The organism is Phytohabitans maris (assembly GCF_031085175.1).
In the GTDB taxonomy this organism is placed as follows: domain Bacteria; phylum Actinomycetota; class Actinomycetes; order Mycobacteriales; family Micromonosporaceae; genus Phytohabitans; species Phytohabitans maris.
The window spans coordinates 51,074-74,095 of the sequence record NZ_JAVHUY010000001.1; the positions used below are offsets into that span (position 1 = coordinate 51,074).

The following is a 23,022-nucleotide window of genomic DNA, read 5'->3' on the forward strand; positions in this document are numbered from 1 at the left end:
GGAGAACGCCCCCACCAGCGCGCGCGGCCGTGGGAGGACTCGCTAGACGGTCAGCTCGGCGGTCAGTCGGCGGTCGGCGACGCTGTGGGCGGCCTCGACCAGGTAGCTGCCCGGCACCTTCCGCCAGCCGCCGTCCCACACCTGAAAAGCGCGCTCGGGCAGCGGCACCCGTACCGTGACCGCCTCGCCCGGCCCGGCCTCGGCCGCCGCGAAGCCGACCAGCCACCGACGCGGCCGGGACGGGTCTGGTGTAGACGGTCCGATGTAGACCTGGACCACCTCGCGGCCCGGGCGCGCGCCGGCGTTTCGCACCGTCACCGTCACCGTCACCGCTTCGCCGCCGTCCTCGATGGACAGTGACTCGTACGCCCAGTCGGTGTAGCCCAGCCCGTGGCCGAACGGGAAGAGCGGGTCGGCCGGGTCGGCCCGGTAGCCCAGGAAGACGCCCTCGTCGTACGGCAGTGCGCCGTCCGTGGGCGTGACCGGCAGCGCGTCGCGGTCGTGGCGGGGCCACGTCGTGGGCAGCCGGCCACCCGGCTCGGCCGCCCCGAGCAGCATGTCGGCCAGCGCGGCGCCCGCCTCCTGGCCGGGAAACCAGGTGAGCAGGATCGCGGCGACCTCGTCCGCCCAGGGCATCAGCACCGGCGAGCCGGCGTTCACGACGACGACGGTACGGGGGTTGGCGGTGGCGACCCGGGACACCAGCTCGTCCTGGCGGCCGGGCAGCGCGAGCGTGGTGCGGTCGAAGCCCTCCGACTCCACCTCCTCGGTCGTCCCCACGACCACGACGGCGACGTCCGCCGCGGCCGCGGCGCTGGCCGCCTCGTCGAGGAGCGCGTCGGGGCCGGGCGAGGGCGGCGCGTGACCGATGGCGAACGACACGAACCCCGGATTGCCGCCCCGCTGGGTGAGCACCACGTCGACCGGCTCGCCCGCGGCCAGGTCGAGCGGAAACCGTTGCTCCGCCGGGCCGCGGAAGACGGCCGACTCGTCCCGGTCGCGATACAGCGAGCCTTCGAAGAGCGTGCGCCCGCCGGCGGTGAGCGTGAAGTCCCCGAAGCCGACGATCGCCAGCTCGTGCGCGCCGCCCACGGACGGCGTGACGCGGGCGGAGAGGGCGAGTTCGGCGATCTCGTCCGGGGCGACGCCGGGCGGCGGGTCGCCCATCCAGCGCACGTACGCGGTGGGGAGCGACGCCCGGAAGAGCTCCCGCCCGTCCGCAGCGCGGAGCACACCCGTGATGCCGCTCCACTGTGGACCGCGGGCGACCGGCATCCGGCGGCGCGGGTCGGCACCGACGGAGTACGTGACGGTCGCGCCGCCCAGCGCCGCGCTCAGCCCGTCGAGCGGGGAGACCACCCGGGCCGGCTGGACCAGCGCGCTCCCACCGCCCTGCACGCGCGCGTCGGCGGCGAGCGCACCGGAGAGCGCCACCGTGCGCAGCCGCGCGGGGTCGAGCGGGAGGAGGCCGCCGGAGTTGCGGGCGAGCACGAAGGACCGGGCGGCGATCTCCCGCGCGACCGCCGCACCGTCGAGTGTGGAAGGAGCTCCGGCCGCCGGGGAGGCGCCGTCGAGGATCCCGACCCGGGCGGCGAGCCGCAGCACCCGGCGTACCTTGTCGTCGACGACCTCTTCGGGGACGGCGCCGGAGCGGACCGCGGCGACCAGCGCCTCGCCCCACGGGTCGCCGACCGCCGGCATGACCACGTCGAGCCCGCCGTTCGCCGCCGGTGCGGTGCTGCGGGCGGCCGTCCAGTCGGAGACGACGACGCCGTCGAAGCCCCACTCCCGTTTGAGCACCCCGATCTGCAGGTCGGCGTGCTCGGTCATGGTGCTGCCGTTGACCCCGTTGTACGCCGACATCACGCCCCACGCGCCGGCCCCGACGATCCGCTCGAACGGCGCCAGGTAGAGCTCGCGCAGTGCCCGCTCGTCGACCCGTACGTCCACAGTGAAGCGGTCGGTCTCCGAGTCGTTGGCCACGAAGTGCTTGACGGTCGTGCCCACGCCTTGGTCCTGCACGCCCGCCACGTACGCCGCGCCGATCTCGCCGGTCAGCAGCGGATCCTCGGAGTAGCACTCGAAGTGCCGGCCGCCGAACGGGCTGCGGTGCAGGTTGACGGTCGGCGCGAGCAGCACGTGCACACCCTTGCGGCGGGCCTCCTGCCCGAGCACGCGCCCGGCCGTGCGGGCCAGCTCCGGGTCCCAGGTCGCGGCGAGCGCGGTGGGGCTGGGCAGGGCCACGGACGGGTCGTCGGGGCGCCAGCCGATGCCGCGCAGCCCGATCGGGCCGTCGGACATCACCAGCGAGCGCAGCCCGATCTCGGGGATGGCCGGCAGCGTCCAGAAGTCCTGACCGGAGAGGAGCCGCACCTTGGTCTCGAGATCCAGAGCCGCCAGCGCTTCCTCGATGATCGACATCGCCCGATCCTAAATGGAAAGTGGGGCGCCCCGCACGGGGACGCCCCACCCGGCGCCCCGCACGCGGGCGCCCCCTGCGGCGGGCGGTGGGGGTCAGCCGCCCAGGCTCGCGGCCGCGGACTGGATCGCGGACGCGAACGTGCTCACCTCGGTGTAGACGCCGGGGAAATTGGGGCGCGCGCAGCCGTTGCCCCAGCTCGTGATGCCGACCTGGATCCACGCGTTGCCGGCGTCCCGGCGAAACATCGGGCCACCCGAGTCACCCTGGCAGGTGTCCACGCCGCCGGAGGTGTAGCCGGCGCAGATCTCCTCGGCCACGATGACGTCGCCGCCGTACATCGAGTCGCAGCTGGAGTCGCTGACGAACGGCACCGTCGCCTTCAGCAGGTACCGCTGCTGCGGCCCACCCTCGCGCGCGGCGCCCCAGCCGGCGATCGTGAACGTGCCGCTGTTGTACGCGGTGGTCGTCGCGATCGGCAGTGTGGCCAGGCCGCTGACCGGGCTGGCGAGCCGGATCAGCGCCCAGTCCCGGCCGTTGCCGTTGTAGCCGGGGGCCCGGTAGACGTAGTTCGAGCGCACCTGGACGCGGCTCGACGACTGCAGGTCGACGACGCCGAGCGTCGCTGTGATGCTGGTGTTGGTGCCGGTGCCGTTCACGCAGTGCGCGGCGGTCAGCACGAGGCGCGGGCTGTAGAGCGCGCCGCCACAGCCCATCGACAGCCGGACCATGAACGGGAACTCGCCCTGTGCGGCCCGGGTGCCGCCCACGACGAGCGGTGCCACGTCGGACGCGGCGGCGGGTGAAGCGGGTACGGTGACCGTGAACCCGGCCACCGCCAGCGCCGCGGCGACCGTCCCCACGACTTTGCGCCAGCGAACCATTGGATCCTCCCCACACGGATGGCGCACCTCGTGAGCGCGCGCATGTCACGGATGCGGGGAGCGTACGGATCTCGATTTACGGATGGCAATGAGTCAATGCCATCCCAGCTACGTCATACCGTCCGGGGTCGTGAGGTTTTTCCGGACCTCGTTCAGGTACCCGATGAAGCGTTCCCGGTCGGCCTGGTCCAATGTGCTCAGTGCCTTTTCGGAGAGCCGGACCACCTCGGCGGTCATCAGCTCCTGGAGCTCGTGCCCCCGCTCGGTGAGACGGAGCCGCACCAGCCGCGCGTCGGTGGGGTGCGGCTCGCGGCGCAGGATGCCGGCGGACTCCATGCGGGTGGCGGTGCGGGTGACGGTGGGCACGGCCAGGCCGAGGCGCCGGGCCAGCTCGCCGGGGGTGAGGCCGTCTTCGGCCCAGAGCTCGTACAGGAGGAACTGCTGGCCGGCACGGACGCCGTGCCGGCGGTACGCCTCCTCGGAGGCGGTGGCCATCGCCCGCTTGGCCGCCCAGAACGCGGCCTGGAATTCGCCACCCACCCTTGCCCCAAAATCGTTAGCCGGCTAACGTATACTCATTGCCTAGCTAATGATACCGACGGAGGGAGAGGGTCCGTGCGTACCCTCATCACGGGGCCCACCGGACGGGTGGGCAGCCGCTACGTGCGCCGCCAGCTCGACCTGCGCCGACCGGTGCGCGTCCTGGTGCGTTCCGAGGCTCAGGTCGCCCCTTGGTGGAACGGCGGTGCCGAGGTCACGGTCGGCGATCTGCGCGAGCCGGACACGGCCAAGCGGGCGCTCGAAGGGGTCGAGGCGGTGGTGCACATCGCGGCGGCGTTCCGCGGCGTGCCCGACGCCGAGGCGTACGCGGTCAACCGGGACGCCACCATCGCGCTCGCCCAGGCCGCTGTGGACGCTGGCGTGGCCCGGTTCGTATTCGTCAGTACCAACCTCGTCTACGGCCCCGGCCGTGGCCGCCCCGCCGGCGAGGGCGACGAGCCGCGCCCCGCGGGGGCGTACCCGGTGGGCAAGGCGGCGGCCGAGGTCGAGCTGCTGCGCCTGCACCGCGAGCGGGGGCTGCCGGTGCGGATCGCCCGGCTCGCGTTCGTCTACGGGGACGGCGACCCGCACCTGGCCGAGTCGGTGGCGTGGGCCCGCCGCTGGGCGCCGCACCGGCGGCTGCACCTCGTGCACCACGCCGACGTGGCCCAGGCGCTCGACCGCATCCTCGCGGCCGAGGGGGTCGACGGCCAGGTCTTCAACGTTGCCGACGACGCGCCGGTGACCGCGCTGGAGCTGCTCCGGGCCAACCAGGAGGAGCCCGATCCGGAGGCCGCCACCCGCCGGCTCGACGACCCGTGGGAGGGCATCGTCGACACCTGCCGGATCCGCACCCAGCTGGGCTACCGCCCGCTCTACCCGACGCTGTACACGGCCCAGGCCGCCGGCGCGCTCTAGGGCCGGGGTGGTGGGCTGTGATCGAAGCTCCCCTCAAGTCGTTCTAACGACTTGAGGGGAGCTTCGATCACAGCCGTGGGGAGGGCGGGGTCCACGACCTAGCATCAGCGGGTGACCACGACTGACTGTCTCTTCTGCAAGATCGTCGCTGGGGAGATCCCGGCGGCCAAGGTGTACGAGACCGAGACCACGCTCGCCTTTCGCGACATCGGGCCCAAGGCGGCGGTGCACGTGCTGGTGATCCCGAAGGAGCACCACGCCGACGTCGTCGCGCTCGCCGCCGCGGACCCGGCGCTCGCCGGCGAGGTGCTGGCCGCGTCCGCCGCCGTGGCCAAGGCCGAGGGGCTGCTCGACGGCGGCTTCCGGGTCATCTTCAACACCGGGCCGTACAGCGGCCAGGAGGTCTTCCACGTGCACGCGCATGTGCTCGGCGGCGAGCCACTGGGCCCGATGGTCGCCAAGTGATGTCGAAGAAACTGGCCAGGATGGCCCAGCGGGTGCAGGCAGAGGCCCGCGTACCGGCGCTCTCCGCCGCGCTGCACCGGGCGGACCGGCCGCTGTGGCAGGTACAGGTCGGCGCGGCGGGCGCGGAGAGCCGGTTCCGGATCGGGTCGGTGACCAAGACGTTCACCGCGGTGCTCGTGCTCCAAGCCCGCGACGAGGGACTGCTCGACTTGGACGACCCGATCGGCCGCCACCTCGACCTGCCCGCGCACGGCGACCTGCCGGTGCGCCGCCTGCTCTCGCACACCTCCGGCCTGCAACGCGAGCCGTACGGCGACGTGTGGGACACGCTGCTCGCCCCCGATGCCGACGGCCTGCTGGCCGAGCTCGACCGGGCCGAGCGGGTCCTGCCACCGGCCCGCCGTTACCACTACTCCAACCTCGGCATGTCGCTGCTCGGGCACGCGGTCGGCCGGCTGCGCGGCGGCACCTGGGCCGAGGTGCTCGAAGACCGGATCCTGCGCCCGCTCGGACTCGCGGACACGACGGTCCGGCCCGGCGAGCGCGCGGTGACCGGCTACCTCGTCGAGGCGTACAGCGACCACGCCAAGCCCGAGCCGCCGACCGACTTCGGCGGTGTGGGCCCGGCCGGGCAGCTGTGGAGCACCGCCGCCGACATGGCGCGGTGGGCCGCGTTCCTCGCCGACCCGGCCGCGCTCGACCCGGGCGCCGGCGTGCTCGCTCCGTCCACCCTGGACGAGATGAGCTGGCCGCTGACCACGACCGACCAGGCACTGTGGAGCGCCGGGTTCGGGCTCGGCCTGATCCTGGTGCCGCAGGGGGAGCGGGTCGTACACGTCGGGCACGACGGTGCGATGCCGGGCTTCCTCGCCGGCGTGTACGGCCGCCGCCCCGCCCCCGCCGGGCTCGGTGACGGTACGCCCCGGGCGATGGGCTGCGCGGTGCTCGGCTCCTCCGGCACGGCGATCGCCACCGTCGAGCTGCCGCACAAGCTGCTCGCCGCCGCCGTGCAGGACGACCCGGCGCAGGTCCCGGCCTGGACGCCCGGCGAGCCGGCCCCGGAGGCGTACCGGTCGGTGCTGGGCCGCTGGTGGGGCGAGGGCTTCGAGTACGTCTTCTTCTGGCGGGACGGCGTGCTGCGGGCCCGGGGCGTGGACGATCCGCCGACCCGCCCGCCGGCGGTATTCGCCCCCGTGCCGGACCGCCCGGACGTGCTGCGCGGCGTCTCCGGGCGGGAGGTGGGCGAGCTGCTGCGGCTCACCCGCGACGCCGAGGGCACCGTCGTGCGCATGCACTGGGCGACCTACCGCTTCACTCGGGACCAGCAGACCTTCGCCGGCGATTAGTGCCCTTCTGTCCGGTTCCCCGGAAGCGGAATTACCAGGTCCCCACGCGGAAATGGGCGCGGTGGTCAGGGCGTTGAGCCGATACGATGGAGCAGTTCCGCACGTCGCGCCACCGGGCGCGGCACTGAGACCGAGAGCAGGTGGCATTGGCCCGAGGGCCGATCTATGACCACGACATCCCCCACCGAGCAGACCCGCGTGCAGACCAAGATCACGGTTCCTAACTCGCAGATCATGGTGAACCTGCTCGGCGCCGGGGATGAGATTCTCCGGCTCATCGAGCGTTCGCTCGCGAGCGACGTGCACGTGCGGGGCAACGAGATCACCATCACCGGCGCGCCAGCCGACAACGCGCTGGCCGAGCGCCTCTTCACCGAGCTGCTCGAGCTGATCGAAAAGGGTGAGACACTGACCACCGATGCTGTCCGGCGCACCGTCGGCATGCTTGAGCAGGGCACCACCGAGCGGCCCGCCGAGGTCCTCACGCTCAACATCCTGTCCCGGCGCGGCCGCACCATCCGCCCCAAGACGCTGGGGCAAAAACGCTACGTCGACGCGATCGACGGCCACACCATCGTCTTCGGGATCGGCCCCGCCGGCACCGGTAAGACCTACCTGGCCATGGCCAAGGCGGTCCAGGCATTGCAGGCCAAGCAGGTCAACCGGATCATCCTGACCCGGCCGGCCGTCGAGGCGGGCGAGCGGCTCGGCTTCCTGCCCGGCACGCTCTACGAAAAGATCGACCCGTACCTGCGGCCGCTCTACGACGCGCTGCACGACATGCTCGACCCCGAGTCGATCCCGCGGCTGATGCAGGCCGGCACGATCGAGGTCGCCCCTTTGGCGTACATGCGGGGTCGCACGCTCAACGACGCGTTCATCATCCTGGACGAGGCGCAAAACACCACGCCCGAGCAGATGAAGATGTTCCTGACCCGGCTCGGCTTCGGTTCCAAGATCGTGGTCACCGGTGACGTCACGCAGGTCGACCTGCCCGGGGGCACCACGAGTGGCCTCAAGGTCGTGCGCGACATCCTCGAAGGTGTCGAGGATGTCCACTTCGCCCAGCTCGGCAGCGCCGACGTGGTGCGCCACAAGCTGGTCAGCGACATCGTCGACGCGTACGCCCGGTACGACGCGGAGCGCGAGACGCAAAATGGGCAGGGTGTGCACGCCGTACCCGGCCGCACCGCCCGCGCCGGCCGGCGCCGATAGTCCGTCTCCTGGGGGAAGAGCACGTTGTCCATAGAGATCGCCAACGAGTCCGGCGTCGACGTCGATACCGACGCCGTGATGGCGGTGGCCCGGCACGCGCTCGACGAGATGGGTGTCAACCCGCTCGCCGAGCTTTCGGTCCTGCTCGTCGACGTCGACTACATGACCGAGCTCAACCACCGCTGGATGGGCAGCGACGGCCCGACCGACGTGCTCGCGTTCCCGATGGACGAGGGGAGCGTCGACCACGGCCCGGGCGAGGCGGGCGCCGGTGAGCCGGCGCTGCTCGGCGACATCGTGCTGTGCCCGGAGGTGGCGGCCAAGCAGGCGGCCACCGCCGGCCACTCGGCGGCCGACGAGCTGCACCTGTTGACCGTCCACGGAGCCCTGCACCTGCTCGGTTACGACCACGCCGAGCCGGAGGAGGAGCGGGAGATGTTCGCGCTGCAGGCCCGGCTGCTGTCCAGCTGGCGGGCCTCCAGAGTCCAGTGAGGGAGCGAGTTGGCGCGGCGGCGTCTGGACGCCGCTCCGCCGACGTAGTCGGGGTTTCGGGGCGGCGGAGGAAGACGTCGCCTTCAGCGCCGCACGAGCGAGCGAACCAGGAGGCGCTGTGAACGCCGCAGCCGCCGCCACGGGCGGCGGGTTACCCGACCTGCAGCTGCTGATCTTCGCCGCCGGGCTGGTCGTCCTGGCCGGCATCGTGGCGATGACCGACGCGGCGCTCGCCGCCGTCTCGCCGGCGCGCGCCGCCGAGCTTGCCCGCGAGGGGGTACGGGGCGCCCGCGCCCTGCAGATCGTCGCCTCCGACGTGGTCCGCCACCTCAACCTGCTCCTGCTGCTGCGGCTGCTCTGCGAGCTGACCGCGACCACGCTCGTCGCCTTGGTGGCGGTCGACACGTTCAGCGCCGGGTGGACCGCCGCGCTGGTCACGGCGGGCGCGATGACCGTGGTCAGCTTCGTCGTCGTGGGCGTCGGCCCGCGCACGATCGGCCGCCAGCACGCGTACGCGGTGGGCCGCACCACCGCCCCGCTGGTGCGCTGGCTGGGCCGGGCGCTCGGGCCGCTCGCCTCGCTGCTGATCCTCATCGGCAACGCGGTGACGCCCGGCAAGGGCTTCCGGGAGGGGCCGTTCGCCTCCCAGATCGAGCTGCGCGAGCTGGTCGACCTGGCGGAGCAGCGGGGCGTGGTGGAGCACGGCGAGCGCCAGATGATCCACTCGGTCTTCGCGCTCGGCGACACGATCGCCCGCGAGGTGATGGTGCCGCGCACCGAGATGGTCTGGATCGAGTCGCACAAGTCGCTGCGGCAGGCGCTCGCGCTCTTCATGCGCTCCGGCTTCTCCCGCATCCCGGTGATCGGCGAGAGCGTCGACGACGTGCTCGGCGTTCTCTATCTCAAGGACGTCGTGCGGCGTACGCAGAGCGGCGGTCCGGGCGCCGACGCCACGGCGGTGGCCGAGCTGATGCGCGAGGCGCGGTTCGTGCCGGAGTCCAAGCCGGTCGACGACCTGCTCTCCGAGATGCAGGCGGCCCGCACCCACCTGGTGATCGTCGTCGACGAGTACGGCGGCACCGGCGGCCTGGTCACGATCGAAGACATCCTCGAGGAGATCGTCGGCGAGATCACCGACGAGTACGACGTCGAGCGCCCGCCGGTCGAGCGGCTCGACGACGGCGCGGTCCGGGTGACCGCCCGCCTGCCCGTGGAGGACCTCGGCGAGATCTTCGGCGTCGACCTCCCCGACGACGAGGTGGAGACCGTCGGCGGCCTGCTCGCCCAGGCGCTGGGGCGGGTACCGATCCCGGGGGCACAGGCTACGGTGAGCGGGCTGCACATGGTCGCCGAGGGCACCACCGGCCGCCGCAACCGGATCGATTCCGTCCTGGTTCGCCGCGAGGTGTCCAGCGGCGACGTGCCCGCCGAGACCCCCGAGCAAGAGAGGCAGACCGCCGATGCCTGAGTCGTCCAGGGCGACCGCGATTGGAGCGCCGGTCGGCGCGCCGGCCGAGCTGGACGCCGAAGACGCCAAGCTGGTGCTGCTCGCCCGCGGCGCACGGGCCCGGGTGACCGCGGTCGAGGGCGCGGCGGTGCGCGACCAGGACGGCCGTACCTACGCGGCGGCGAGCGTCTCACTCCCTTCGCTGACGGTCACCGCGCTCCAGCTCGCCGTGGCTTCGGCGGCGGCGGCCGGCGCGACCCGCCTGGAGGCCGCGGCGGTGGTGACCGAGGCGTCCACTCTGGACGGCGCCGGGTACGCCGCGGTCCGCGACCTCTCCACCGACGCCCCGGTGCACGTGGCCGGCCCGGACGGCAGGCTCATCGGCACGGTGACCGGGTGAGCCCCGTGGTCGAGGGTCAGCGCGAGGGGGCGGCGTGAGGGCGGGGTTCGCCTGCTTCGTGGGCCGGCCCAACGCCGGCAAGTCCACGCTGATGAACTCCATCGTCGGGCAGAAGATCGCCATCACCTCCAACAAGCCGCAGACCACCCGGCACGTGATCCGGGGCGTGCTGCACCGCGAAGACTCGCAGCTCGTACTCGTGGACACGCCCGGCCTGCACCGGCCCCGTACCCTCCTCGGCGAGCGCCTCAACGACCTGGTCCGGCAGACCTGGAGCGAGGTCGACGTGATCGGGCTCTGCGTGCCGGCCGACGAGGAGGTCGGGCGGGGCGACCGGTTCATCACCGGGGAGCTGGCCGAGCTGAAGGCCGCGGTGGTCGCCGTCGTGACCAAGGCCGACCTGGTCGACCGCAAGCGGCTGACCGAGCAGCTGGTCGCGGTCAGCCAGCTCGCCGACTTCGCCGAGGTGGTGCCGGTCAGCGCGGTCTCCGGATACCAGGTCGAGACGCTCGTCGACGTGATGACCAAGTACCTGCCCGAGTCGCCGCAGCTCTACCCGGACGACATGCTCACCGACGAGCCCGAGCAGGTGATGGTCGCCGAGCTGGTCCGTGAGGCGGCGCTGGAGGGCGTACGCGACGAGCTGCCGCACTCGATCGCGGTGGTGGTCGAGGAGATGATCCGCGAGGGCGGGCTGACGAAGATCTACGCCGATGTCTACGTGGAGCGGACCAGCCAGAAGGCCATCGTGATCGGGGCCCGGGGCAGCCGGCTCAAGGAGGTCGGCACCCGCGCCCGCGCCGAGATCGAGGCGCTGCTCGGCACGAAGGTCTACCTCGACCTGCACGTACGGGTGGCGAAGGACTGGCAGCGCGACCCGAAGCAGCTGCGCAAGCTCGGCTTCTGACGTCTTTGTGCGGTTCGTCACGCAGACGTTTCCGTTTGGACGGGTTCATCGGTTGGTCTGCGGGGTAGGGCGGTAGCTACCCCCGTTCCCCGCATCCCCCCGATTGGACCCATGCGAAACAGGTACGTGGATCTGCTGCGCGCACTGGCCGTCGTCCGAGTCGTCGTCTACCACACCACCCACTGGGCGTTTCTCACCATCGCCTTCCCCGCGATGTCGGTGATGTTCGCGCTCGCCGGCTCGCTGATGGCGGCCTCCCTGGACAGTCACGGCGTACGCGCGGTCTGGCGGCGGCTGCGCCGGCTGCTGCCCGCGCTGTGGGTGCTCGCCGCCGTGTTCGTACCGGCCATGCTGCTCACCGGGCTCCCGGTGGACTGGCGCCTGCTCTACTGGGGCCTGCCGCTGCTCGACCCGCCGGCCAACGCGTGGGGGGCGCTGGCGCTGAGCGCGATCTGGTACCTGCGCGACTACCTGTGGTTCGTCCTGCTCTCACCGCTGGCGTTGCCGCTGTTTCGGCGCTTCCCGATCCCGACGCTCGCCACGCCGTACCTGCTGCTGGCGCTCATCGAGTTCGGCGCCATGCCGGCGCACACCGTGCTCAAGGACGTGGGCCTGTACTTCGGCGCGTGGCTGCTCGGCTTCGCCCACCACGACGGCCTGCTGCGCCGCCTGTCGTGGCGGCTGCTCGTGCCGTGCATCGGGGTGCTGGCGGTGGCCGGCGCGGCGTGGTTTCTGACCCATCCGGGGCCGCGCGGCTTCGACCTCAACGACATCCGGCTCGGCAACGCGCTCTGGTCCGCCGCGTTCGTGCTCGCGCTGCTCGGCTTCGCCCCGGCCACGACCGCCTGGCTGGAACGGCGGGTCGGGCTGCTGCGCGCCGTCACGGTGCTCAACAGCCGGGCGCTCACCATCTACCTGTGGCACATGCCGATCGTCGTCGGGGTCGCCGCGGTACTCCCGTTCAGCCTCGCCGCGCGGCTAGCCGTCGTGGCGCTGCTGGTGGCCGTGTCGGTCGTGCTCTTCGGCTGGGTGGAGGACGTCTCCGCGCGGCGCCGCCCGGTGCTGCTGCCCGGTGGGCGGCGCCGCGTCCCCGCGGCTCAGACCTCCCGCAGGGTGATGTCGCCGCTCCCGGTCTCCAGGTCGAGCAGGTACCGCCCCGTCGGCGAGCTGGGCACGCCGAGCACCTTCTCGCCTGACCCGGTGCGCGCGTCGACCCGGTAGGAGCCCGCCGGTACAGCGAGGTCGACGTTGCCGCTGCCCGTGTGGGTACGCACGGCACCGCTCTTGGCCAGCGACAGCGTCACGTCGCCGGAGCCGGTGCGGGCGGTGTTCGTCGCGCCGGACAGGCCGCGCGCGTCGATGTTGCCCGAGCCGGTACGCGCCTCCAGGTCACCGCCGACATCGGCGATCACCATGTCGCCGGAGCCGGCCTGCACCCGCACCGAGCCGGTCGCGTCGGTGATGCCGACGTTGCCCGAGCCGGTCCTCAGGTCCACGGTAGACACACCGCTCAGGGAGAGGTCGCCGGAGCCGATCTCGCCCCGGATCGCCACACCCTTAGGGGCCACGATCTCCCAGTCGACGCTGCAGAAGTTGCCACACTCGCTGTCGATCTGCAGCACCGAGCCGTTGATCTGGTACGCGGTGTCCGGCTCGTCGCCCGTGTAGCGCACCACCCGGCGCACGTCGACCTGCTGCGTGTCGCTGGTGCTGATCGTCACGTTGCCCGAACCCGGCTCGATGACGATCTCGCTGATCGCCACCTTCTCGGTGTTGTCGTAGTCCAGGCGGGTCCGGGCGACGTCGTCGCAGGCGACCAGGCCGGCGACGGCGACCACGCCGGCCACGGCGAGCAGCTTTCGGGGATCCATGGTCTGCACGGTACGGGCGCGGAACCCCGGTACACATCCGGAGCGGTCACCGAGACGACCCTGAAATTGCACCCCAAGAAAACGCTCCGCTGCGCTCCACCTTTCCCCGGGGACCCCGCACGGGGTAGGGGACAATGAGCCGGTGCCCGGATTTCGCCGCCCGCTGTACCGCGACGACGCGGTGGTGCTGCGCGTGCAAAAGCTGGGCGAATCCGACCGGATCATCACGCTGCTGACCCGGCGGCACGGGCGGGTGCGGGCGGTGGCCCGCGGGGTTCGCCGCACCACGTCGCGGTTCGGCGCCCGGCTGGAGCCGTTCGGGCACATCGATCTCCAGCTCGCCGAGGGCGCGTCGCTGCACACGGTGAGCCAGGTCGAGGGGATCGAGCTGTACGGCAAGCGGTTCCTCGACGACTACCCGCGCTACACGGCCGCCAGCGCGATCGTGGAGACCGCCGAGCGGCTCACCCCGGTGGAGCTCGAGCCCTCGCTGCGGCTCTTCCTGCTCACGCTCGGCGCCCTGCGCGCGCTGGCCGAGGGGGCGCACGCCAGCACGCTGGTCCTCGACGCGTACCTGCTGCGCAGCATGGGCGTCGCCGGGTGGGCGCCGGCGCTGGTCGAGTGCGCGGTCTGCGGCACACCGGGGCGGCACGGCGCGTTCTCGGTACCCGCTGGGGGTTGTGTCTGCCCGGACTGCCGCCCGCCGGGATCGGCGCATCCGGCGCCGGCCACAATCGACCTGATGTCCGCTCTCACGTCGGGTGACTGGCGGGTGGCGGACGGCGCGGAGGCGGCCAGCCGCCGTGAGTGCAGCGGGCTGGTGGCGGCGCATTTGCAGTGGCACCTCGAGCGCGCGTTACGCTCGCTGCCGCTGGTGGATAGGGGATAGCTGTGGTTGTGAAGATCCGACGTCGGGAGCCGATGGCGCCGACGCCGCATCCGTCCGGTGCGCGCCCGCCCGCGCTGCCCAAGGAGAGCCTGCCGCGGCACATCGCGATCGTGATGGACGGCAACGGGCGCTGGGCCAAGGAGCGCGGCCTGCCCCGGACAAAGGGGCATGAGCAGGGCGAATACTCCCTGTTCGACGCGATCGAGGGTGCGATCGAGCTGGGCATCCCGTACCTGTCGTCGTACGCGTTCTCGACGGAGAACTGGCGGCGCTCGCCGGAGGAGATCCGGTTTCTGATGGGCTTCAACCGGGACGTGATCCGGCGCCGCCGGGACCAGCTCGTCGACCTGGGCGTACGGGTGGTGTGGTCCGGGCGGACCGGCCGGCTCTGGAAGAGCGTGATCTCCGAGCTGGTCACCGCCGAGGAGATGTCGCGCGGCAATTCGACGTTGACGCTCCAGTTCTGCGTCAACTACGGCGGCCAGGCCGAGATCGCCGACGCGGCCGCCGCGATCGCCCGCGACGTCGCGGCGGGCCGGGTCTCACCCGACAAGGTCAACGAGAAGATGATCTCGCGGTACCTCTACCACCCCGAGGTGCCCGAGGTCGATCTTTTCCTGCGCCCCTCCGGTGAGCAGCGCACCTCCAACTTCCTGCTGTGGCAGTCGGCGTACGCGGAGATGGTCTTCCTGGACACCCTCTGGCCCGACTTCGACCGGCGCCACCTCTGGTACGCCTGCGAGCTGTACGCCCAGCGCGACCGCCGCTTCGGTGGCGCACTGCCCAACCCGGTGGCGCCCAGCTGATCACGCCGGGAGGCCGGCGGCGGGATCCGCCCAGCTGAGCCGTCCGGCGGCGGCGAGGACGGCGAGCGCGTCCGCGGTGACCCACTCGTTCGTCCGGTGGGCCCCGGTGCCGCCCCAGTCGAGCGGGTCGCCGGCCCTCGTCTGGTACGCCTTCTCGGCCGGCCAGCCGCCGTCCGGCAGCCGCTTCGCCGCCAGCAGGTCGAGCGCCTCGCCGCAGCGGGGGTCGCCGATCGTGCCCACCTCGACCATGCCGACGAGCCCGCCGAGCACGTCGTAGTGCCAGTACAGCGGGTGGTGCAGCCGGGCGAAGTCGGGGTGGATCAGCGCGCCGGTGGAGCGCCGCCAGGCCAGCCGGCGGGTGAGGAAGACCTCGGTGGCCCGCTCGGCCGCCGTGGCGTCGTGCCCGACCAGGCCGCGCATCGGCAGCAGCGTCTCCATGAACGACGAGGTCTGCGCCGTCGGGTTGCGGTCACAGTTCCACCCGCCGTCCGGCCACTGCCACTTGACCAGCCGCTCGGCGAGCGTACGCGCGTCGCCGCCGTCGAGGATGCCGAGCAGGGTCAGGTAGCGCAGCGCGTTGCCCTGCTGGGAGGCGCAGCGCCGGTACCGCCCCTGGACCAGCGGCACGTCGACGTCCCGCAGCCAGCGCCGCAGCACCTGGTCGCGGAGCGGGATCAGCGACTCGTCGCCGGGTGGGTAGCCGAGGTCGGCGAGGGCGGCCAGCACCCAATGGGCGCCCCGCCACTTGGCGTACACCTGCTTGGGGTTGGTGATCCGCCCGTCCGCGTCCCGGGCGGAGAGCAGCCGCCGCACCCGCGGCGACTGGCGGATCTGCTCGCGCAGGCTCCGCGCGGCCTTGCCGTCCGTGGGCTCGCCGAGCACCCGCGTGCGGACCTTCCACCGGATGGACGGCTCCTCGGAACGCAGCAGGGCGTCGACGATCCTCACGATCTTCTATCGCCCTCCTCGGGGCGGGCGTGCGAGAAGAGGACCGGCGCGACCGGCCGGGCCGGCGGCCTTTCGGAGGGCGGCGGTGGTGGCGGTGGGGGCGGGGCCGGCGGCGGTGCGGCCGGCTGGTGCTCACCGGTCAGGACCAGCAGCTGGTACGCCCGCTCGACCGGGATCCGCTCGGTGCTGATCGCGATCCGCAGCGGCACCGGGGCGGCGGCGCCGGGAAACGCGTCCACCGGCAGGTCCAGCACCCGCGGCTCGACCCCACGCTCGGCCAGGTAGGCGGCGGCCGCCGGCGGCAGGTCCTGCCAGGCCCGCACGGTCTCCGCGGTGAAGCCGTGCGCGAGCCACTCCTCCGCCCGCTCCATGACCCGGTCCGCCACGTGCCCCGGCACCACGTCCCGGCCGCCGAGGTCGTCGCTGAGCAACGCGCGGGCCATCGGGGAGAGCTCCGTCACGGGCACCCACCGGTCACGCGCCCCACGACGACGAGCCGGCAGGTCACGGCGGTCGGGGTTGGGCATAACCCCATCCAAACATGATCGACACTCAAGACCTGCGAGTGGGTACCGCGTGGCGGGCGTTTGACACACGCTCAGCGACGAGATTTGGGCTACCGCGATCTCCAGCCGGAGTTGGGCTTGGGCCGCACGACAGGCGGGTGCGCCCGGCCCCACGCCGGGCGCACCCGCGCCTCTGTGGCGGGCCGCCGCTCACTGCCCGCGGCTCGCCGGGTCCACCCGGGCCCAGCGGAGCAGGTCGGTCATCTTGAACGTGCCGGGAGTGGCCGACGGCAGCGTGGGCGTCCAGGTGGGTTGGGTGCGCACCCAGCTGCCGGGGTCGAGCTGGAGCAGGCCGACGAAGACCTCGGCGACGATGCGGCCGCCGCACGGGCCGAGGGTCACGCCGTTGGTCAGGCGCTCGGCTTCGGCCAGCACGTAGTACCAGAGCGGGGTGTGGTTTTCCAGGGCCACGCCGTAGCCGGCCAGTTCCTGGAGCATGAGCTGGGGGTAGCCCATGCGCTGGGCGATCAGTTGGCCGGCCGGCACGCCCCAGGTCATGGTGCGCAGGAGGTTGCGGGTCGCCAGTGAGGTGGGCGGGTCGGAGCTCGGGATGGTCTGTAGTGGCAGGTTGAACAGCGGCGTGGAGATGTGGGTGTCGATGCGCTTGTTGGGGCGGACGTTGGTGGTCTGGTCGCCGCCGAAGTCGAAGAACGTCTGCCAGCCCACGAAGCGCCGCGGCGCCCGCGCGCCGCCGCGCAGGTCGACCGGGTCGGCCTGGCCCTCGCCGGCCGGGTCGAAGATGAAGCCGAAGAACGGGGTGCCGTCCGGGTTGCCGGCGAGGTTGAGGCGGTACGAGGGGCGGACCATGCTGTGCCCGAAGCGGTACGCGATCTGGAACTCCACCGGGATGAAGGCGGGTGAGGGATCCGGCCGGTACCAGCGGCGGCCGCCGCTCAGCACGGTGTTGACCATCGACTGGCCGACGACGTTCGGCAGGAACTCCTTGAGGATGATCCAGTGGTAGTGCCAGGTGAGGATCCGCCGGGCCTGGGCGAACTGCTGGTCCGCCGGCACGCCCTGGGTGCGTAGCTGGTCGACGATGCGGTTGTGGGCGAGGATGAACGCGCTCTGGAAGCCGGAGATCATCGTGTTCTCGTCGTTGCGCGGGTCGGCGATGATCGCGGTGCCGTCGGACTGGCGGGGTACGTCCTCGAAGAGACCACCCGACTCGATCCGCAGCTTGATCCGGTCCGGCTCGTAGAAGGCGGGGCTGGCGACCGGGCCGCCGCCGTAGACGGTGTCGAGGTCGAACGAGGGGGTACGGATGTTCGGCGACGCCTCGGGCGTGGTGGGGATGCCCAGCGGCGAGGTCGTGTCGAACGTCATGTCGTGGTCGAGGAACTGCCCGAAGAACGTCACACCCGCGGTCATGTGGATGGTGGTGCCGTCCTGGCTGTCGCGGTTGTTCGGGCTGAGCTCGGGGTTGGTGATCAGACGGATCGGACCCTCCTGGAGCGGGTCCTTGGCGTCCATGATCCCGCCCGGGCGCCCGATGTCCATGAGCGCGGCCCGGCGGCGGTCGTCGGCGGGTACGAAGGGGCCGAGGTCGGTGAACATGCGCCCGAAGCGGTCGGGTGGGGTCGCCGCGTAGGCCGCGTGCGTGCCGGCGAGCGAGGGCGCCGCGCCGATCGCCACGGCACCGGCGGCCGCACCGCCGACCCGCGCGATGAACCCCCGCCTGCTGACAGAGGGAGTGGAAGGCATGCGCTGCCGCCTTTCCAGAGCGTCGTGGGAGCGGGCTAAATTAGCCAACCTGGATTCCTTCTAGAGTCTGGAACCGCTCCCACCAGCAGCGCAGGCCCCCCAAGGGGTTTTAGCGATCAGCGCCGCCCGGCGTCAGTGCGCCCCACCGCAGCAGGGCGTGGGGTTGGGAAACTCGAACGGCGCCAGCCGACCGCGCGGCGCCGCCGTGGCCGTCAGGGTCAGCTCGCCGTCCATCCACTCCGGACGGACGAAGTCGCGGGTGACGATCTCCGTCCCGGGGTCCGGTGCCGCCCCGCCGAGCACCTTGACCCGCGAGATCGCGCTGCCGGCGAGCAGTTCGGCGACGGTGACCGTACCCACGAGGCGCTCCACCCCCGCGAAGAGCACCGCGCGCCCGCCCCGCTGGGCACCGTGCACCGCCGCGGCCTCCTCGGCCGGCGCGCGCAGCTCCGGCGGTACCTCCGGCAGCTCCACCTCCACGGCGGGAGGGAGCGCGAGGCTCACCGCGACGTGGGGGTACGGCACGCGCGCCAGGTGCGTGCACGCCTCGACACCGGCCGGGAGGCCGAGCGTGTGCAGCCAGTGCTCGGCCTCCCGGTTGGCCCCGTGTCCGAGGCTCAGACCTACGTATCTCAACGGGGCAGGACCCAGATCGGGTTGCCGTAGAACCACAGGTCCAGCCACGGGTCGGCGTCGCCGAGCACGTCCATGGCGGGTCCGGCCGGGTCGACGGCGGCACCCATGAGGCCGGGGGCGCTGCGCTTGCCGTCGGTGCCCCGGACGCGCACGTAGAACGGCTCGTCGACGCGGCCGAACGTGTACCGGAACGAGGCCTTGCCCGTGCCCTTGTCGACCTCGAACGACTTGACCACCTTGGTGTTCGGGGCGGTGAACGCGTCCCGGTCGGCGACCGGGCCGGTCACCGATCCGGCGATCACGTCGACCCGGGCCAGCACCGGCACGAACTGCGCCCAGTTCGGCCCGTTCGCCAGGTCGATGTCGATGGTGAGGTCGACCCTGGTGCCCCGCTTGACCTTGAGCACGCCGCCGAGCGGGGTGCCGCCGTCCGGCCCCGAGTCGCCGGCCGCGCGGACGCGGACGTCCAGGCCGCTGATGAGGCCGCCGTGGTCGACCCAGACCCGGCCGGCGCGGAGGCCGTTCATGACCGCGCGGTACCCGAACGCGGTCGTACCCACGTGCGTGCGGCTGTACTGGCCGGGCCAGTAGTCGCCGGCCTCGGCGAGCAGCGTGCCGTACACCGGGTCGTTGTACTTGCCGTTGAGGTCGAAGTTGCTGTCCGGGCCCCGGGTCGCCACGTCGAGGTAGTTGACGTGCGAGTCCGAGTTGGCGCTGATCCACCACGCCTTGCCCTCGGCGAGCAGGCTGTCCCAGAGGCCGCCGACCGTGGAGGTCATCCAGTCGAAGCCGCCCCAGGTGCGGTAGCTCTCCAGCGGGTACGCGGGGAACGAGGCGGAGGAGGGGCTGCCCTCGTAGAAGCCGCGACCGCCCGCGTTGCCGCCGGGCAGGCCGGCCGCCTGGTGGCCGGGCGCACCCTCGAAGCCCACGGCCACGGTCGGGTCGGCGTCCCGCCAGGCCCGGATCTCGTGCGGCGAGTCGACGCCCCGGCGGGCCGGGTGGTTGGCGAGGAAGAGCGCGCCCTCGACCCGGCGGGCACGCACGGCCTCGCCGAGGAACTTGATGCCGGCGACGGCCAGCGCCTCGTTTTCCGGCGTCGGGGTGCCGGCGTTCTTGACCGTGCCGTCGTACGCGTTTTCGAACTCCTTCAGCACCGCCACCTCGTTCGGTCCGGGGTGGACGAAGACGGTGCCGTGCTCGGCGGCCGGGATGTTCCACTCCAGGCCCTGGAAGACCAGCAGGTCCTTCAGCTCCTTGCGGGTGGCGACGATGTCCGGGTTCACCTTCTCCACGCCGATCTTGGCGTGGGCCACGCTGCCGTGGTCGGTGATGACCATCCAGTCCAGGCCGTACGCCCGCGCGTGGCGGGCCTGGTCCACCACCCGGTACATGGCATCCGAGCTGTACTGGGTGTGGATGTGGTGGTCGCCGGCGAGCCAGAGGAAGCCGCCCTTCTCGTTGTGGTCGCCGCCGGGGCCGTGATCGTGGTCGTCGCTGTGCGCGTGCGCCGCGCCCGGTGTCGCGAGGACGCTCGCCGCCGCGCCGGCGCCGAGAAGGCCGGCGCCGCGCAGGAAACCGCGCCGCGAGACGTCCGCGGGCGAAAGCTCACCGTCCGGGATGGACAGGTCGAGAGCCTCGGGTACGTCGGCGGGCTGCCCGCCGAGATCGTGATGGTGGTGGCCGTGGCCCATGCGATTACTCCTCGTGTTACGCGATGATCCAGGGCTCAATCTCGTCCCCATCGGCGAACAGGAGGTGGCGTGGTGGCTGCTGTCATGCGAACATGCGCAGCCCGGCATGGTTGGCGCTCAGGTGGCGAAACCGGTCCAAAGGGCGGCCACGGAAAGTACCACCGCGCCGGCCACGAGCGCCGCGTCGGCGGTTCCGAAGCGCTGTGTGCGCGCCCGGCTGCGCGGACCGCCCCGGTCGAAGCCGCGCGCGTCCATCGCCACCGCCAGCCGGGTACCTCGCCGGATCGCGCCGACGAGCAGGCCGAAGGCGGTCGAGACGAAGATCCGCGCGGCGGCGAACGGGTTGCGCCCAGCGTCCACGCCACGGGCCCGCCGGGCGAGGCGGAGCAGCTGCCACTCCTGGCCGAGCAGTGGCACCAGCCGAAACGCGGCGAGCGCGCCGATCGCGAACCGGTACGGCGCCCGCACGTTCTGCACGAGCGCGTCGGCGAGGTCGGTCGGGTCGGTGGAGGCGAAGACGAGTACCCCGGGCAGCGCGATCGCGATCACCCGCAGCGCCAGCCCGAGCGCGCCGTTCAGCACGCTCGTCGTGACCTCGACCGGCCCGGCCTGGAAGACGGTGTCGCCGGTGCGCTCGGCGGCGAAGAGCACCATGGTCACCGCGACACCGGCGGCGCTGACCAGCAGCGGCCAGGCGCGGCGGGCGAGCGTGCGGTAGCCGACGCCGAAGAGCGGCACCAGCGCCAGCTCGATCGCGATGGCCACGGCCGGCGGCACCGGGTCGAGCGTGGTGACCAGCGCGACGGTGAAGACCAGCGCGGCGGCCACCTTGGCGACCGGGTTGCGGCGCGCGAGCACGGCCCTCACAGCGTCTCCTGGTTTGCGCGCAGGTGCACCGTCCGGTCGGCCAGCGCGGCCACGAAGTCGGGGTCGTGCGTGACCGTGACGATGCCGCGCCCCTCGTCGCGCAGGCCGGCGAGGAGATCGACCAGCTCGACCCAGGTGCGCCGGTCCTGCCCGAACGTCGGCTCGTCCAGGACCAGCAGCGCCGGTGCTGCGGCCAGCGCCGTCGCCACGCTCAGCCTGCGCGCCTCGCCACCGGAGAGGGTGTACGGGTTGGCGGCGGCGAGCCGGTCCAGCCGCAGCCGGGACAGCAGCCCGTCTACTGTGGACCTGACCGCACCGTCGGGCATCCCGGTGCGGCGCGGGCCGAGCGCCAGCTCGTCGTACACCGTGGACGTCACGAACTGGTGCTCCGGGTCCTGGAAGACCGAGCCGATCCGGCGGGCCAGTGCCGGCGCCCGCCACCGGTGCGGGGGAGTGGCCGCGTCGGGACCGGCGAGTGCGGCGGTGGCGGCGATCCGACCACCGTCCGGCTTGAGGAGCCCGCCGAGCAGCAGCGCCAGGGTGGACTTGCCCGAGCCGTTCGGGCCGAGGATGGCCAGGGACTCGCCCTCGCGTACCAGAAGATCGACGGCGGCCAGCCGATCCCGGATGGTGGCCTTTTCGGCGGTGAGCAGCGCCTCGCCCGGCGGCGCGCAAGCGTGCCGGGGCTCCACCGGACGGCCCGGCACCCACACGCCTTCGGCGACCAGGCGGTCACCCTGCGTGGCGAAGATTTCGTCCGGCGGGCCGTCGGCCCGGACGCCGCCCCCAGGCTCCAGGACGACCACCCGGTCGACCAGGGGGAGTGCCTCGGCGACCCGGTGTTCGACCAGGACGGTGGTGGTGCCGGGGTCGAGGGCCTCGCGGAGCGCACCGCGGACGAGACCGGCGCCGGCCGGGTCGAGGTTGGCGGTGGGCTCGTCGAGCAGCAGCACGTCGGGGCGGAGGGCGAGCGCGCCGGCCAGCGCGAGCCGCTGCTGCTCGCCGCCGGAGAGGGCGGCGGTGGAGCGGTCCCGGCCGTAGGGGAAGCCGACCCGGGCCAGCGCGCCGTCCACTCTGGACCAGATCGCGGCGGGCGGCACGGCGTGGTTTTCCAGCCCGAACGCCACGTCGTCGCCGGCCCGGGCCATCACGATCTGCGTCTCCGGGTCCTGGAACACGATGCCGACCCGCCCGTCGACCTCGACCGTGCCCTCCCGCTCGCCGGAGTCGGCGGCGAGCAAGCCGGCGAGCGCGGCCAGCAGCGTGCTCTTGCCGGCGCCGGACGCGCCCAGCAGCAGCACCCGCTCGCCGCGCTCCACCCGCAGGTCGAGCCCCCGGACCGCCCAGGCCTTGCGTCCGGCGTGCCGCCAGCCGAAGCCTTTGGCCCGGATCACACCGGAACGCGTTCGCGGCCCGCGGGGAAGCGGTCGAGCACGCCGGTCTGGGCCAGCGCCCGGGTCAGCAGCCAGCCGCCGACGCCGGCGATGACCGCGGAGCTGAGCACCAGCAGGGCGGCGTACGCCCACTTCCAGGCGGCGCTCGTGTCGGGGTAGTAGTTGATCACGTCGAGCAGGGTGGCCGCGCCGCCGGCCAGCGCCCCGCCCACGATCGCGGTCGGCAGGCGCCAGCTCCGGTAGCCGGTCGCGGCGAACGCGAACTCGCCCGCGACGCCCTGGAACAGCCCGTACAGCAGGGTCACCAGGCCCCACGGCGAGCCGAAGAACGTCGACACGGTCGCCGCCACGAACTCGGTGAAGATGCCCGCGCCGGGCTTGCGGATCACCAGCGGGCCGAGCACGGCCGGAACCAGCCAGATGCCGTAGATGAGCGCCCGGCCGGGCAGCGGGATCGCGTTTGCCGGGCCGTCCCAGAGCAGGCCCCAGGCCCAGAAGATGACGCCGAACGCCACGCCCAGCACGGCCGCGACCACGACGTCGACCGTGCGCCAGCGGTTGTTGTTCATATGAAAACCTCCCAGTCCTCGCGAACCAGGAGAAGACGCACGCCGGAT

At 72.7% G+C, this 23,022-nt stretch carries 22 protein-coding genes and 1 pseudogene; 11 read left to right on the top strand and 12 right to left on the bottom strand.

Features of this window, described 5'->3' with window-relative positions:
* Window positions 1-42 precede the first annotated feature (42 nt).
* The 3 genes from RB614_RS00215 to RB614_RS00225 all read right to left on the bottom strand — a co-directional run bounded on the left by RB614_RS00215 (window position 43) and on the right by RB614_RS00225 (window position 3,843).
* Window positions 43-2,421 (bottom strand): beta-glucosidase family protein, encoded by a 2,379-nt coding sequence (locus RB614_RS00215; RefSeq protein WP_308710216.1) that lies wholly within the window; start codon window positions 2,419-2,421, stop codon window positions 43-45.
* 93 nt (window positions 2,422-2,514) lie between these two features.
* Window positions 2,515-3,303 (bottom strand): S1 family peptidase, encoded by a 789-nt coding sequence (locus tag RB614_RS00220; protein ID WP_308710217.1) that lies wholly within the window; start codon window positions 3,301-3,303, stop codon window positions 2,515-2,517.
* 108 nt (window positions 3,304-3,411) lie between these two features.
* Window positions 3,412-3,843, bottom strand: a complete 432-nt coding sequence (locus RB614_RS00225) for a MarR family winged helix-turn-helix transcriptional regulator (RefSeq protein WP_308710218.1) — start codon at window positions 3,841-3,843, stop codon at window positions 3,412-3,414.
* Between the two features lie 75 nt (window positions 3,844-3,918).
* Between RB614_RS00225 and RB614_RS00230 the strand changes: the two genes are divergently transcribed.
* The 9 genes from RB614_RS00230 (at window position 3,919) to RB614_RS00270 (ending at window position 12,254) form a co-directional block, all read left to right on the top strand.
* Window positions 3,919-4,761, top strand: coding sequence for an NAD-dependent epimerase/dehydratase family protein (locus RB614_RS00230; RefSeq protein WP_308710219.1), 843 nt, complete (start codon window positions 3,919-3,921; stop codon window positions 4,759-4,761).
* A gap of 111 nt (window positions 4,762-4,872) precedes the next feature.
* Complete coding sequence (locus tag RB614_RS00235; RefSeq protein WP_308710220.1) at window positions 4,873-5,226, top strand: HIT domain-containing protein; 354 nt, start codon at window positions 4,873-4,875, stop codon at window positions 5,224-5,226.
* Window positions 5,226-6,572 (top strand): serine hydrolase domain-containing protein, encoded by a 1,347-nt coding sequence (locus RB614_RS00240; RefSeq protein WP_308710221.1) that lies wholly within the window; start codon window positions 5,226-5,228, stop codon window positions 6,570-6,572. Before RB614_RS00235 ends, RB614_RS00240 begins: the two co-directional genes overlap by 1 nt.
* Window positions 6,573-6,737: 165 nt before the next feature.
* Entirely contained in the window at window positions 6,738-7,787 is a 1,050-nt protein-coding gene (locus tag RB614_RS00245) for a PhoH family protein (RefSeq protein WP_308710222.1), read from the top strand.
* A 24-nt stretch (window positions 7,788-7,811) separates the two neighbouring features.
* Window positions 7,812-8,279 carry an rRNA maturation RNase YbeY gene (gene ybeY, locus RB614_RS00250; protein WP_308710223.1) on the top strand — a complete coding sequence of 156 codons (468 nt, stop codon included), beginning with the start codon at window positions 7,812-7,814 and terminating at the stop codon, window positions 8,277-8,279.
* A 118-nt stretch (window positions 8,280-8,397) separates the two neighbouring features.
* Window positions 8,398-9,747: a hemolysin family protein gene (locus RB614_RS00255; RefSeq protein ID WP_308710224.1), complete on the top strand. Its 1,350-nt coding sequence runs from the start codon at window positions 8,398-8,400 to the stop codon at window positions 9,745-9,747.
* Window positions 9,740-10,126: a cytidine deaminase gene (locus RB614_RS00260; protein ID WP_308710225.1), complete on the top strand. Its 387-nt coding sequence runs from the start codon at window positions 9,740-9,742 to the stop codon at window positions 10,124-10,126. Before RB614_RS00255 ends, RB614_RS00260 begins: the two co-directional genes overlap by 8 nt.
* Window positions 10,127-10,160: 34 nt before the next feature.
* The gene (gene era / locus RB614_RS00265; protein ID WP_308710226.1) at window positions 10,161-11,033 is read left to right on the top strand and encodes a GTPase Era; all 873 of its coding nucleotides are present in this window, start codon (window positions 10,161-10,163) and stop codon (window positions 11,031-11,033) included.
* Window positions 11,034-11,144: 111 nt separating this feature from the next.
* A complete protein-coding gene (locus tag RB614_RS00270) occupies window positions 11,145-12,254 on the top strand; it encodes an acyltransferase family protein (protein WP_308710227.1) in 1,110 nt (369 codons plus the stop codon).
* Here RB614_RS00270 and RB614_RS00275 read toward each other — a convergent pair.
* A pseudogene (locus tag RB614_RS00275) lies at window positions 12,203-13,129 on the bottom strand (DUF4097 family beta strand repeat-containing protein); the annotation flags it as partial. The gene RB614_RS00270 and the pseudogene RB614_RS00275 sit on opposite strands and share 52 nt — an antisense overlap.
* On the opposite strand from RB614_RS00275, the gene recO reads away from it, so the two are divergent.
* Together recO and RB614_RS00285 are read left to right on the top strand one after the other, a co-directional pair.
* Window positions 13,047-13,793, top strand: a complete 747-nt coding sequence (gene recO / locus RB614_RS00280) for a DNA repair protein RecO (RefSeq protein WP_308710228.1) — start codon at window positions 13,047-13,049, stop codon at window positions 13,791-13,793. The pseudogene RB614_RS00275 and the gene recO overlap by 83 nt on opposite strands.
* Window positions 13,794-13,825: 32 nt before the next feature.
* Window positions 13,826-14,599 (top strand): isoprenyl transferase, encoded by a 774-nt coding sequence (locus RB614_RS00285; RefSeq protein WP_308710512.1) that lies wholly within the window; start codon window positions 13,826-13,828, stop codon window positions 14,597-14,599.
* Here the strand turns inward: RB614_RS00285 and RB614_RS00290 are convergent, their stop codons facing one another.
* The 8 genes from RB614_RS00290 to RB614_RS00325 all read right to left on the bottom strand — a co-directional run bounded on the left by RB614_RS00290 (window position 14,600) and on the right by RB614_RS00325 (window position 22,974).
* On the bottom strand, window positions 14,600-15,547 hold the full coding sequence (locus tag RB614_RS00290) for a hypothetical protein (RefSeq protein ID WP_308710229.1): 948 nt from the start codon (window positions 15,545-15,547) through the stop codon (window positions 14,600-14,602).
* Complete coding sequence (locus RB614_RS00295) at window positions 15,544-16,008, bottom strand: hypothetical protein (protein WP_308710230.1); 465 nt, start codon at window positions 16,006-16,008, stop codon at window positions 15,544-15,546. The genes RB614_RS00290 and RB614_RS00295 overlap by 4 nt, the downstream gene beginning before the upstream one ends.
* A gap of 255 nt (window positions 16,009-16,263) precedes the next feature.
* Complete coding sequence (locus tag RB614_RS00300; protein ID WP_308710231.1) at window positions 16,264-17,817, bottom strand: peroxidase family protein; 1,554 nt, start codon at window positions 17,815-17,817, stop codon at window positions 16,264-16,266.
* 132 nt (window positions 17,818-17,949) lie between these two features.
* Window positions 17,950-18,453, bottom strand: coding sequence for a hypothetical protein (locus RB614_RS00305; protein WP_308710232.1), 504 nt, complete (start codon window positions 18,451-18,453; stop codon window positions 17,950-17,952).
* Complete coding sequence (locus RB614_RS00310) at window positions 18,450-20,144, bottom strand: PHP domain-containing protein (protein ID WP_308710233.1); 1,695 nt, start codon at window positions 20,142-20,144, stop codon at window positions 18,450-18,452. The genes RB614_RS00305 and RB614_RS00310 overlap by 4 nt, the downstream gene beginning before the upstream one ends.
* Window positions 20,145-20,261: 117 nt before the next feature.
* Window positions 20,262-21,011 (bottom strand): energy-coupling factor transporter transmembrane component T family protein, encoded by a 750-nt coding sequence (locus RB614_RS00315; protein ID WP_308710234.1) that lies wholly within the window; start codon window positions 21,009-21,011, stop codon window positions 20,262-20,264.
* Window positions 21,008-22,402: an ABC transporter ATP-binding protein gene (locus RB614_RS00320; RefSeq protein ID WP_308710513.1), complete on the bottom strand. Its 1,395-nt coding sequence runs from the start codon at window positions 22,400-22,402 to the stop codon at window positions 21,008-21,010. Before RB614_RS00320 ends, RB614_RS00315 begins: the two co-directional genes overlap by 4 nt.
* Window positions 22,402-22,974: an ECF transporter S component gene (locus RB614_RS00325; RefSeq protein ID WP_308710235.1), complete on the bottom strand. Its 573-nt coding sequence runs from the start codon at window positions 22,972-22,974 to the stop codon at window positions 22,402-22,404. Before RB614_RS00325 ends, RB614_RS00320 begins: the two co-directional genes overlap by 1 nt.
* Window positions 22,975-23,022 lie beyond the last annotated feature (48 nt).

What these genes read in the sequence shown, in the direction of transcription:
- RB614_RS00215 (WP_308710216.1), bottom strand. Translation starts at nt 2,421, where the DNA reads ATGTCGATCATCGAGGAAGCGCTGGCGGCTCTGGATCTCGAGACCAAG.
- RB614_RS00220 (WP_308710217.1), bottom strand. Translation starts at nt 3,303, where the DNA reads ATGGTTCGCTGGCGCAAAGTCGTGGGGACGGTCGCCGCGGCGCTGGCG.
- RB614_RS00240 (WP_308710221.1), top strand. Translation starts at nt 5,226, where the DNA reads ATGTCGAAGAAACTGGCCAGGATGGCCCAGCGGGTGCAGGCAGAGGCC.
- RB614_RS00245 (WP_308710222.1), top strand. Translation starts at nt 6,738, where the DNA reads ATGACCACGACATCCCCCACCGAGCAGACCCGCGTGCAGACCAAGATC.
- RB614_RS00260 (WP_308710225.1), top strand. Translation starts at nt 9,740, where the DNA reads ATGCCTGAGTCGTCCAGGGCGACCGCGATTGGAGCGCCGGTCGGCGCG.
- RB614_RS00270 (WP_308710227.1), top strand. Translation starts at nt 11,145, where the DNA reads ATGCGAAACAGGTACGTGGATCTGCTGCGCGCACTGGCCGTCGTCCGA.
- RB614_RS00285 (WP_308710512.1), top strand. Translation starts at nt 13,826, where the DNA reads ATGGCGCCGACGCCGCATCCGTCCGGTGCGCGCCCGCCCGCGCTGCCC.
- RB614_RS00300 (WP_308710231.1), bottom strand. Translation starts at nt 17,817, where the DNA reads ATGCCTTCCACTCCCTCTGTCAGCAGGCGGGGGTTCATCGCGCGGGTC.
- RB614_RS00310 (WP_308710233.1), bottom strand. Translation starts at nt 20,144, where the DNA reads ATGGGCCACGGCCACCACCATCACGATCTCGGCGGGCAGCCCGCCGAC.
- RB614_RS00325 (WP_308710235.1), bottom strand. Translation starts at nt 22,974, where the DNA reads ATGAACAACAACCGCTGGCGCACGGTCGACGTCGTGGTCGCGGCCGTG.